Source organism: Desulforapulum autotrophicum HRM2, from assembly GCF_000020365.1.
In the GTDB taxonomy this organism is placed as follows: Bacteria; Desulfobacterota; Desulfobacteria; order Desulfobacterales; family Desulfobacteraceae; genus Desulforapulum; species Desulforapulum autotrophicum.
Genome location: NC_012108.1, coordinates 5,155,639 through 5,166,932 on the forward strand (window position 1 = coordinate 5,155,639; position 11,294 = coordinate 5,166,932).

General features: G+C 51.8%; 11 protein-coding genes. 6 read left to right on the forward strand and 5 right to left on the reverse strand.

The annotated features are described in order from the left end of the window. Window positions 1-16: 16 nt before the first annotated feature. The 3 genes from mtaB to HRM2_RS22630 are packed head-to-tail and all read right to left on the reverse strand — an operon-like array spanning window position 17 to window position 2,777. Window positions 17-1,330 (reverse strand): tRNA (N(6)-L-threonylcarbamoyladenosine(37)-C(2))-methylthiotransferase MtaB, encoded by a 1,314-nt coding sequence (gene mtaB / locus HRM2_RS22620; protein ID WP_015906355.1) that lies wholly within the window; start codon window positions 1,328-1,330, stop codon window positions 17-19. Further along, entirely contained in the window at window positions 1,327-2,349 is a 1,023-nt protein-coding gene (gene mnmA, locus HRM2_RS22625; protein WP_049770503.1) for a tRNA 2-thiouridine(34) synthase MnmA, read from the reverse strand. The genes mtaB and mnmA overlap by 4 nt, the downstream gene beginning before the upstream one ends. After that, entirely contained in the window at window positions 2,346-2,777 is a 432-nt protein-coding gene (locus tag HRM2_RS22630) for a 4Fe-4S binding protein (RefSeq protein ID WP_015906357.1), read from the reverse strand. Before HRM2_RS22630 ends, mnmA begins: the two co-directional genes overlap by 4 nt. Window positions 2,778-3,038: 261 nt before the next feature. On the opposite strand from HRM2_RS22630, the gene HRM2_RS22635 reads away from it, so the two are divergent. Genes HRM2_RS22635 through HRM2_RS22645 form a run of 3 tightly spaced genes read left to right on the forward strand, consistent with a single transcriptional unit; the run spans window position 3,039 to window position 7,170 of the window. After that, window positions 3,039-3,911: a hypothetical protein gene (locus tag HRM2_RS22635; protein ID WP_148214696.1), complete on the forward strand. Its 873-nt coding sequence runs from the start codon at window positions 3,039-3,041 to the stop codon at window positions 3,909-3,911. Next, window positions 3,908-5,905, forward strand: a complete 1,998-nt coding sequence (locus tag HRM2_RS22640; protein WP_015906359.1) for a transglycosylase domain-containing protein — start codon at window positions 3,908-3,910, stop codon at window positions 5,903-5,905. The genes HRM2_RS22635 and HRM2_RS22640 overlap by 4 nt, the downstream gene beginning before the upstream one ends. Then, window positions 5,902-7,170 (forward strand): SPOR domain-containing protein, encoded by a 1,269-nt coding sequence (locus HRM2_RS22645; RefSeq protein ID WP_015906360.1) that lies wholly within the window; start codon window positions 5,902-5,904, stop codon window positions 7,168-7,170. Before HRM2_RS22640 ends, HRM2_RS22645 begins: the two co-directional genes overlap by 4 nt. 14 nt (window positions 7,171-7,184) lie before the next feature. Here HRM2_RS22645 and yedF read toward each other — a convergent pair whose 3' ends face one another. Beyond that, window positions 7,185-7,901 (reverse strand): sulfurtransferase-like selenium metabolism protein YedF, encoded by a 717-nt coding sequence (yedF, locus tag HRM2_RS22650; RefSeq protein WP_015906361.1) that lies wholly within the window; start codon window positions 7,899-7,901, stop codon window positions 7,185-7,187. 117 nt (window positions 7,902-8,018) lie between these two features. Between yedF and HRM2_RS27955 the strand changes: the two genes are divergently transcribed. Then, window positions 8,019-8,219, forward strand: coding sequence for a hypothetical protein (locus tag HRM2_RS27955; RefSeq protein ID WP_232364127.1), 201 nt, complete (start codon window positions 8,019-8,021; stop codon window positions 8,217-8,219). Between the two features lie 398 nt (window positions 8,220-8,617). On the opposite strand, the gene HRM2_RS22660 is transcribed toward HRM2_RS27955, so the two are convergent. Continuing rightward, window positions 8,618-9,355, reverse strand: a complete 738-nt coding sequence (locus HRM2_RS22660) for a hypothetical protein (RefSeq protein WP_015906362.1) — start codon at window positions 9,353-9,355, stop codon at window positions 8,618-8,620. Between the two features lie 150 nt (window positions 9,356-9,505). Here HRM2_RS22660 and HRM2_RS22665 point away from each other — a divergent pair, with 150 nt between their 5' ends. Continuing rightward, window positions 9,506-10,312 carry a class I SAM-dependent methyltransferase gene (locus HRM2_RS22665; protein WP_015906363.1) on the forward strand — a complete coding sequence of 269 codons (807 nt, stop codon included), beginning with the start codon at window positions 9,506-9,508 and terminating at the stop codon, window positions 10,310-10,312. After that, window positions 10,281-11,291 carry an AmmeMemoRadiSam system radical SAM enzyme gene (gene amrS / locus HRM2_RS22670; protein WP_015906364.1) on the forward strand — a complete coding sequence of 337 codons (1,011 nt, stop codon included), beginning with the start codon at window positions 10,281-10,283 and terminating at the stop codon, window positions 11,289-11,291. The genes HRM2_RS22665 and amrS overlap by 32 nt, the downstream gene beginning before the upstream one ends. Window positions 11,292-11,294: the final 3 nt, after the last annotated feature.

Consider the following 11,294-nt stretch of genomic DNA (forward strand, 5'->3'; position numbering starts at 1 on the left):
GATAGAAGACCAGGGTTCAGGTCAAAGGAATGCCATGCAGCCGTCCCCTGGCATCAATGGAATCAACCAGGATGTCTACGGCAGATCTTTTCAGGTCATCCCCGCCCTTGACAAGCAGGGTCAGGTAGTTGGAGGTGACGGCCTTGAGCATGCCTGTCTCCCTGTCCCGTTGTTCCTGGATTATGGCCCCAAACCTTTGACCGATATTTCCCAGCTCAAAGGCCCGGCGTTTTTCCCGTCCCAGGGCGCGCATGGCAGCACACCGTTGCTTCAGGATCCCAGGGGCCACCCGGTCGGGATAATCAAAGGCCGGGGTACCTTTTCTCGGGGAAAAGGGAAACACGTGGAGATAGGAGATGGGAAGACCGGCCAGTAGTGCGTGGGTACGTTCAAAGGCCTGGTCTGATTCCCCGGGGAACCCCTGGAGGACATCAATGCCCATGGCAGCCCGGGGCATGGTTTCATGGATCTTCAAGACAAGCTCCCTGAAATATCCCGTATCATAGGGCCTGCCCATTCTTTTTAAAATGCCGTCATCCCCGCTCTGGAGGGGGATGTGAAAATGGTCACAGATAATGGCATGATCTGCTGCAAGCCCGATGATCTCGTCACTGATTTCAATGGGTTCAATGGAGCTGATTCTGACCCGGTGGATGGGAGATTTTTCAACAATGGTTTTAAGCAAGTCCAGGAACGATCGCTTCTCTGGAAAATCAGCGCCCCAGGCCCCCGTGTGAATGCCCGTAAGGATTACCTCCTTGTACCCTTTTTCATGGAGATAGGCCAGGTGAGCCAGCACCTCATCCATGGGCATGCTCCGGCTTCTTCCCCTGGCATAGGGAACAATGCAGTATGAACAAAAAGCGTTACACCCGTCCTGTATTTTTAAATAAGCCCGGGTCATATTCCCGGTCACAGCAGGTTCAAATCCCTGGAATTGGGTCAGGGTGCAGTAGGATTTTTCAGGAAAAGGCAGGGAATCAATTCCCTGGTCCGGAGAAATCAGGGTTTCAGCAATTTTAAATTTATCCCCATGGCCAACGACAGAATGGACATGTTCTATTTTTCCCACAAGGTCGGGTTCTGTCTGGGCATGGCATCCGGTAACGATCACCTTTGCCCCAGGGTTCGTGCGAATGATGCTGCGTATGGCCTGGCGGGACTGCACAGCCGCCCTTGCCGTGACAGCACAGGTATTGACGATGCAGACCGAGGCCTTTTCCACCGCTTCTACCCGTGTCCACCCGTTGTTGATGAGGGTTGTTGCAATGCCGTTGGATTCATACTGGTTGACCTTGCAGCCAAGGGTGGTGATGTAAAATAAGTTCATTGAATAATTCCAGCGCCAAGGACCTCTTCGTCCCTGTAAAAAACAGCCACCTGGCCGGGTGTGACGGCCAGCTGAGGCGCATCAAAGACAAGGGTTGTCCGATCGTTTTCAATGCTCAACGTTGAAGCGGCCCCTTTGTGACTGTATCGTATTTTGGTTGTTACCTTTAAGCTTGACGCCAAAGGGGGTGTTATCCAGTTGAGGTCGCCAACGGCCACCTTTATCGTGTAAAGCTCTTTTTTCCCGCCGACCACAAGAAGATTGTTCTCCATGTCAATGGTCTTTACGTAATAGGGCTCAGGCCCGGGACTGTTAAGCCCCCTTCTCTGGCCAATGGTATAACGGTGCAGGCCCCGGTGTCTGCCCACCACCGTTCCATCGGTAAGGACAATGTCCCCGGGTGACGGGGGAGTTGACAGTCTTGCTGCAACAAACCCTGAAAACCCTGGCGCTTTAATGAAACAGATATCCTGGCTTTCCTTTTCTTCCACAGGCATGAGACGGTTGTCCCGGGCAATATTTCGAACCTGCTCTTTGGTCATCCGGCCAAGGGGGAAGACAGCCTGTTTGAGCTGCTCCTGGGAGAGCATGGCCAGGAAATAGGACTGATCCTTGACCCCATCCACCCCTTTGACAAGGGCAATGCCTCCATTTGACCTGGTCCGGGTGCCGGCATAGTGACCGGTTGCAATTTTTTCGGCACCCAGGGTCTTTGCTCTTTGTGCAAGGACGCCAAACTTTATGGTTCGATTGCAGACGACACAGGGATTAGGTGTTTTTCCCCGGGCATAGGTCTTCACAAAATAATCCACCACTGCCCGATTAAATTCAGCACTTAAATCCATCTGATGGATTTTAATATCAAGCTGGTCTTCAATGGATGACAGGTCAACGGCTTCCGACTCAAACCCTGTGGTAAAATGGATACCCACAAGGTCATGGCCCTGGCGTTTCAAAACATGGGCTGCAACAAGGGAGTCTATCCCACCGCTCATGGCTATGGCTGTCGGGGAATTCACAGAAGGATCGAATCGGTATCCTTGGAAAACAGGCCCATGGCCCGGGTGGGGCAGGTGAGGATGCACAGCTCGCACATGCTGCACTTGTCCTTGTCAAAGATGACCTCCATCTCAGGACGTTTAACCCAGAGGGCTGCCGTGGGGCAGACGGCCGTGCAGGCACCGCAGTGGGTGCATTTATCCTCGTCCCGGAAAATCTCCTGCTCTGCATAGGAGACCCTAACCCCCTGGTCCTTGAGAAAACGGACCCCTTTTTTGTAGTTTTCCCGGGTGCCGGTCACCTCAAGCACCATGATCCCATCCTCTTTGTTTGAGAATTTTGCCCCAAGGATGTTGAAAATAATATCATAATCCTTTGCAAGATAGCAGACCACGGCGTTGTGGGCCATTTCCGTTGGAAAGTAGAGAATTAAAATTTTTGAGTACACCCGTGTCCTCCATTATAAATAGTCGACCAGTATAAAAAACAAGGTTGATCATATTCAAAGTTGATCATATTTTTTGCCTAACCATTTAATTTAAGGAATATTGCATCCCGGGTCAAGGCTTATCTTGTCCCCACTTGTCGCCAAAGTATAGGACCGGCCACGGAAGGATGCTGCTTACACCGACATCCAGGAACGAGGGAGGGAAGTTCCCCGGTAAATTTTCTTGCAAAACCACCCCGAATTATGCATAAGTCTTGGTTCATGATATATTGGTACGAACCCACAAGCGTTGCTGCGTGGATCAAGAGAACCTTGTCCATGTTTAACCTGGTGCTCTTTTCAGTGCTGACCGTTCTTGTCGTTTCCGAGTTCAGATTTGACTGGGGAGAACAACTGCTGGGCAGGTACCTTGCCTCGACCAATGCACTTCGCCCAGAAACCGGTATCATCTGGAAGACGGGCAACCAGGCCGATCGAGCCCACTCCTATCTTGACACCATTGTGACCGAACGACAGCACCAGGCAAGATCGGCCCAGGAGGCCACCTCGTTTTCAGAACTTGCCCGGGTGGTGCTTCCCGGCCAGTGGACCGGACTTGACAGGGAGCGGTTCAAAACACTCTATCTTGACTTGCCGGACAATATGGCCGCCGAGCTCATCCCACCGGCCGAACTTGTCTGGTTGTTTGGCACCCCGACCCTTAACCGGATCTTCTGCCAGGGCAAATCCCAGGGGCTTGAAATCTATTTTCTGGGCCCTGACAACCGGGTCATCCGGCAGCTTGACCTGGATCATCAATTTCTCTCAAACCTTGAAAACCAAGAGACTTCTTTTTCAGGAACCCTTGAAACCATTCCTGGATTTGCAGGAAGGATCTTTCCGGCAGACCAGTTTTTCAAGGCCCTTCTCTCCCTTCCAATGGAGGTGCTGCCTGACCTGATCACAACCCCGGAACCCCTTTTAAGGGAAAAGGGAACCATTGTCCGGGCCGGTATCTGGAACGAGGCAAATTCCGGCTACATCCGCCTGGGTTTTGAATTCCATGCCAACAACGACACAAAAATTGTCCTTGTAAGGGCCAGGGAGTGGGCCGTGTGGCGGTTGAGCATGGCCCTTAGCCGGGGGGGACAATGAAGGGGTTAAGATTTATTTACCAATGTGGAAGGATCACGCTTTATCTGACCCTTATCCTCGGCGCTTTTCTGGTTCTGGTGACGGCAGGTCTGATTCTTGTTTCAGTAAAGGATCTCCCCCAGGTGCCCCAGCCCCTTGGACGGATCATTGATGTGCCCCAGACCGAAGTGTTTGCCGCCACAGGCCAGCGGATCATAACCCTTGGCGGGCGTGAGCCTGTCCAGCTGTCGTTTGTCTCTCCCCATTTTCTCAATGCCGTGGTTGCAACCGAGGACCATCTGTTCTTTGAGCACCATGGGATAAACAAACTTCGAACCCTTAAGGCCCTCTATGTCACACTTTTTGAGCCAGGCAGGATACAGGGAGCGTCGACCATCACCCAGCAGTTAGCAAAAAACCTTTTTTTCAGCTTTGAAAAAACCTATCTGCGCAAATTCAGGGAACTGCTGGTGGCCTTCCAGATCGAGGCCACAAGCACCAAACAGGAAATCCTCCACGCCTATGTCAACCAGATCCATTTTGGCGCCGGTGCCCAGGGAATTGAAAGGGCCTCCCAGGTTTTTTTCGGCATCCCTGCATCAAAGCTTACCCTCAGCCAGGCGGCCCTTCTGGCCGGACTTCCAAAATCCCCCACCCAGTATAACCCCTTTCGCCATTATGAAAGGGCCCTTGCCCGACGAAATTTTGTACTGCAACGCATGGTCGAGGTGGGTGAAATCACCACCCAGGAGGCGGCAGATGCCATGGCCATCCGACCCGAACTTGCCGTCCGCCAGGCAGATTCCAGAACCGGTTCATATTTTGTGGATGCATTGATCAACCGCCTTGTGGAAAAATATGGAGAGGAAGTGGTGTTCCACGGAGGGATCAAGGTCTATTCCACCCTTGACCCAGAACTCCAGACCGCTGCTGAAACAGCCGTTACAAAAGGGCTGGAACAGCTGGATGCAATGATGGACATCGACAGTCGCGACAAAGATACGCCCCAGGCGGCCCTTGTTGCCATAGATACAGGTTCAGGTGCGGTCAAGGCTATGGTCGGGGGAAGGGACTATTTTAAAACTGAATTCAACCGGGCCGTCCAGAGCCGCCGCCAGCCAGGATCCGGTTTCAAGCCCTTTCTTTACTATTGCGCCTTTAATGAACTTGGATTCCATCCGGCAACCCTCATGGAGGACAGACCCGTGACCATCCCGGTCAAGGGTGCGCCTGCCTGGCAACCCAGAAATTTCGAAAGAACCTTCCAGGGGGGAATCATTCTAAAGCAGGCCCTCACCCATTCCATAAATACCATTGCAGCCCAGCTTGTGGAACAAACAGGGCCCGATTGTGTCATCCAGACGGCCAGGAGCTGCGGCATTACAAGCCCCCTTAAGGAGGTCTACTCCATCGCCCTTGGTACCAGCGGGGTCACCCCCCTGGAAATGGCATCGGCCTTTGCCACCTTTGCCACCAACGGTGTCCACCATGAACCATTTATGATCTGGCGGGTGGAGGACCCCTTTGGTCGGATAATCGACGAACACATCGCCCAGGGAAAACGCGTTCTGGATGCGGCAACCACTTTCCAGGTGGTGGACATGATGCGCTCCGTGGTGGATGAGGGAAGTGCACGCTCTATCCGCCGATTGGGATTCACCCGCCCGGCTGCGGGCAAGACCGGCACCACGGATTCCTTCAACGATGCCTGGTTCACGGGATTTACCCCCTCTCTTTCAGTATCCGTGTGGACCGGATTTGACAGGGAGAAAAAGCTTGCCGTCAGGGGAGGAACTGGCATTACCGGCGGAAGGGCCGCCGCACCCATCTGGGCGGAATTCATGGAACAGGCCCTTAAAAACGAACCCGAACGGGACTTTTCAATCCCTGCCGGAATTCGGTTCGAGACCGTGGATACAGCCACAGGCTGCGCCCCTGACTCGGATGGCGGAGCACAGGCCGTCAGGGTACCCCTCAAGGACAATCAGATCCTCTGCCAGGGGAGAATACAATGATCCTCCTGCTGCGCCACCTGACCCTCTTGCTCTGGCTATCAACGATCCTGGGTCTAGCCCCGGCCTTCTGGATCTTGCCCCTTGTCAACGGTTTTTTCCCCGGTCATGATCTCCAGGTGGCCCTTGCTTTCATGTTGATCGTTTTCGGACTGACTGAATTTGCCATGAATCACGTGGGAAAAAAACGGATACTGGCCGCATTGCGATCGGCAGAATCCTGGGACCGTTCAGGCATTACCCGAAGAAGTGAACAACGCTATCTAAAAGCCCTGGAACGCTACGACATGGGATTGATCTCCCCCTTCAGGACAAAATGGGTCGCCCATGGCCTCCTTGCCTCCCTGGCAAAATTCAGCCTGACCTCGTCCACACTCCATCCCGGGTTTGAAAAGGCCGTCAATACATTTCTCCGGCTCTATCCCGGAGAAGCGGAAATCGCATTGCTGTGGCTGAAACAACTATGCCGGCAAAAAGACCTGACAAGACAGACCCATGAAACAGTGACACAGATCGCAGAAATTAACCTTGACCATCCGGAAATAACAGCCCTTTGCGCCCGGCTGTTCCTGGCAGCAGGACGAACGGACTATACGGCAAGAAAAGTATACAAGGCAGCCCAGACAAGCCACACCCCCGACCCGGAGACTCTCTCAGACATCAAGGCTCTCCAGATCTCTGAACCCATTTCCCGTCCTGAATTTACGGTCATGGAAGAAGCACCACAACCTTCTCCCCCTTCCCCTGGGGCCAATATAAACATTACCGGCCGGGTCAACCCCCTGGCAAGGGGATTAAGAAAGCTTACAGCAGGCTTGCCCACTGTTTTTCAAAAAGCTGTCGCCCCCCTGAAAGCCGGTTACGCTTTTTTCCAGGGACAAGAGCGCCCGGCACGGGTGTTAAAATGGGGTATGGCCCTTGCTGGTGTAGCGATCATAGCAGGTTTTGGAATCTCAACCCTTTTTCATATCGTGCATATCTCCCCCAAAAAAACAAAGGTTGAGGTCAGCAAGGTCGAGGTTGAAAGCCCCATGCGGTTTACCATCCAGGTGGCAGCCTATCTAAAGAAAGTTCATGCCGACGAGTATGTGGCAAAGCTCAAACAAAAGAAGCTTGACGCATACATCTACAAGGCCGACGGCGGAGGGCGCACCTGGTTCATCGTGCGGATTTCACGCTTTTCAGACAGGGAAAGTGCTGCGCAGTATGGCGAGCAGTTAAAGCAGCAGCACCTGATCGATGATTTTTTTGTGGACAACAACGAATAGGCCCGTTTGGACACCTATAGGTTGATCACCTTGTGTGCCAGCTGCATTGAGGTGACAATGTCGAGCATGTTGGTTGTCTCGCCCACCTTTTTTTGGTCAAGAATATCAAAATGGGTAAGACAGGTGCCACAGACAAGAATGTGAATGCCTTCGGCCTCAAGAGCCTGGATCTGTTCAAGAACAGGTGAGCCTTCGATGGTGAATTTGACGCCTGAGTTGACAAACACCAGCCGCCATAAATCTTCACCCATCTCCCTGAGGGTTAAAAGAAAGCTTAGCATAAGTTTTTCACCAAGAACATCGTCTCCCCTGCCAATGGTCTGGGAGGCGATCATCACCATGATTTTCGGATGATCGGTCTGATCCACGGCCGGACTTTCCGGTTTTGCTGCCGGCAGATAATCACCCGACCGTGTCCCTTCGATCACCGAGGTTCTGCCGTCGGAATCAACGGAAACTTCAAACCCGCTGTGGGTCAGGAACCGGCTTACATTTTCTGCGGCAGCATCATTGTCCACCGTCACCGAAATCTGTTCAGGATTTTGGGATTCAACGGCCTCTTTTGTCTTTAACACGGGTCCCGGGCAGGCAAGGCCTTGTCCGTCTATCTTTATCTTCATCTCAATTTCCTCAAATGTACCTGACGGACAGAGTTCCACCCGCCTTTTTTTTATATTAAATATCCACCGGAGCATTTTAAACAGGAGCGTTTCATCGTTTATTGCGGCCATGGCCGACACCCTGCTCCGACCATGCCGAATAATCAAAAAAAGTAATCGTATTGGTGTTGTAACTGTTTGTCAAAGTGAAAATTTCTATGGGATCGGACGATGCCATAGAAAATACAATTGAAATATATACCCAATAACCATCATGTCCTGCGGACACAACGAAGCACGAAACTCGACAGTAGTAGGTCGGTGGGAACGGGTGTTGCCCTGAACGGATTAAATGGCAACGGTGGACACGAGGTCCAAGGAGTTGCCATTTCCCTCGGAGCAGGCCATGGACAACCTGCGAGGCTCGAAGAGATGCGCATGCATACATGAGTGAAGGGCAACACCCGTTTCCGCCGGCCGGTCGAAGCGAGTTTCTTATAAACCGGCACGGCCGGAGCGAGGGATGGCTCCGGCCTCAACGAATAATGAAAATGGTATTATACCGCCCCGGCGGGCGATGGGACCGGCCCGGGACCGTCGGCGGCTCTTTTGCCCTGCCGGTCTAAAGCGCAGGAACTGCGGGCTAAAAATCCTCAAACAGCCTGCGCTTCTTAACGACCGGCAGGGCCAAAAGGGCTCATCGCCTTTGGGTCCCAATGGGCCGGTCCCATCGCCCGCCGGGGGCTCTGCTGTCGACAAGTTGAGACTGCATTTTCTTATAAAAAACGCAATGAAGCATACGGCTTAAGAGACAAGGCAAGTGGGAGATGTTTTTCTGATTAGGCGCCTTAAACCCGATTTCTGAATTGTTTGTATAGGAGGATTGCCCCCCATGTAAAAGACAACACAAAAATTATTGTTCCCAGGGTGACGCTTGACTTTGCTATTAAATGGTCATGGCTTAACAATCCAGATTCCGTGAGCAGATATTCCCAGTCATGAAATCCATAGGGAGATGAATGTCCTGTATTTCCACCAACCAAAGGCAGATTCAATGACCTGGCATCGTTAATATAGGGGGCTATATCGAAAAAATTCTGGCCAAACCACCATAGGGTTACACAAGCGCCAAAAGTGTCCCTTGTTTTTAAAAGCAGAACAAACGAACAGATCAACGGCATAATAAACTGCCCCATTGTCCCCCCGAAAGAGGCAATGAACGGCCCAAAAGGACGAAAAAAAATATGCCCGGCCTCATGGAAAGGCAAGTTAACAAGATGCATGTAGGATTCACCCGCGTAATTGCTTTCAATTGAAGAGGTGATAAACCGAAATCCCCAAAGAACAATTCCAATCAAAAGAACGAGCCTGGCGTAAAAAACGAATATGCTTTCATCTGCTTTGACGTAAAACAGCAAATTGCCCAATGAACAAAAAGAAGGATGTTCTTTTGTCGACAAACACGTTGACTTAATGGCATCCCTCGAACTCAGCCAAGAGTTATATTTAGCAAAAACAATACCGCAATTTTCACACTCGGTATTCTCTTGTTTTTGTTCATGATTACATTTGGGACAATATCCCATTTGATTTTCATCCCAGATCTTGCACGTATAAACCTCTGTTTTTATTCCACAGACCTGGATATAGTGGCATAACCGGCTAAAGTCAAATAAAAATCAAAATACTGAAGATTGATCTTGCCGGATGCCCCTCATTTGGAATAATGTAACTACATGGGTTATATATTTGATTCCAACGATGCACGTTTTTATGATGCCTGGTTTGACAAGGCATGCAGAGGCCATGCCTTTAATCTTGAAATGGACCTGCTCTTGAGGATGCTGGCACCCCATGAATGCGACAGGATCCTTGACATCGGCTGCGGAACGGGCAGAAGCCTGGAACCGCTTCTCAGCAAAGGGCTTCACCTCACCGGGGTGGACCCCTCCACCCCCATGCTCGACATTGCCAGGGGAAGACTCGGTGAAAAGGTGGATCTTCACCAGGGATCTGCCGAGGCCCTCCCCTTTGAAGACAACGCCTTTGATCATGCCATTCTCTTTACCAGTCTTGAATTTACAGAAAGACCGGCCAAAGCCGTTGAAGAGGCGTGCCGGGTGGCCAGAAAGTCCGTCATCATAGGTGTTTTCAACAGCCATGCGCCCCTGAACCTCCTGCGCCGGATTAAAAATATCTTTGTGTCCACCCCCTTTTCCCAGGCCCATTATTTCAGCATATGGGAGCTTAAAAAAATTCTCTATGCCATTCTCGGAGATGTGCCCCTCACCTGGCGAACTACCCTGCAATTTCCATGGTGCTCAGGCCCCTTGGCAGGTTTTATCGAACAGCAGGCCCTGGTGGAGCGGTCCCCCCTTGGCACCATGATTATCATGAAAATCAAACCCGTACCAAAATTCAGGATCCGGCCCCTGTGGCTGAGGGTCAAGCTGGCAAGGAACTATGACCCGGTGTCAGGGTTTGCACGCATCATCCACAAGGAACACAAAAATGGAGACTCTTGTTTACGAAAAGCTGGATAATAAAAGGGTTCGCTGCGGCATCTGCAACCATTTCTGCACCATTGACGAGGGACGACGGGGCCTCTGCAACGTCCGGGAGAACCAGGGGGGAAGACTCATCAGCCTGGTCCATGGAAGGCTCATTGCCAGGGGGGTTGATCCCGTTGAAAAAAAGCCCATATTTCACCTCATGCCAGGCTCCCTTGCCTATTCTGTTGCAACGGTCGGATGCAACTTTCGGTGCAGCTTTTGCCAGAATGCCGACATTGCCCAGATGCCAACGGACCAGAACGGCCTGATCCAGGGCGTTAAAGTCTCACCAGAACAGATTGTTGATGCAGCCATAGAAAACGGCTGCGCAAGCATTGCCTACACCTACACCGAGCCTGCCGTGTTCATCGAAACGGTCCTTGAGACAGCGAAAATTGCCGCGGGCAGGGAAATCTTCAACATCCTTGTCACCAACGGCTACATGAGCCGGGAGGTGATCAATTTGGTGGCCCCATATATTGATGCGGCCAATGTGGATTTAAAAGCCTTTAACGACGATTTCTACCGAAAATATTGCAAGGCCAGGATTGAACCGGTCAAGGAGAACCTCAAGCTCATGAAATCCCTGGGCATCCTTGTGGAGGTGACCACCCTGCTCATCCCCGGCCTCAACGACGACCCGGATCAGCTTGCAGCCATGGCCGCGTTTATTGCCAACGAACTGGGTGTGGAAACCCCCTGGCATGTGTCAAGGTTCCACCCCTGCTACAGAATGACCGACCGTGACCCCACACCGGTCTCGTCCCTTAAAAGGGCTGTCTCAGCAGGAAAAACTGCCGGACTCAGATATGTATACACGGGCAACGTGCCCGGCATTGAAGGTGAAAACACCCTTTGCCATAACTGCGGCAGAGTTCTGGTAAAACGTATGGGTTATGGGGTATCCAGCGCCATCACCGCCGACAGCAGATGTCCGGATTGTAATTCCCATGTTTATGGTTTATATTAAGGG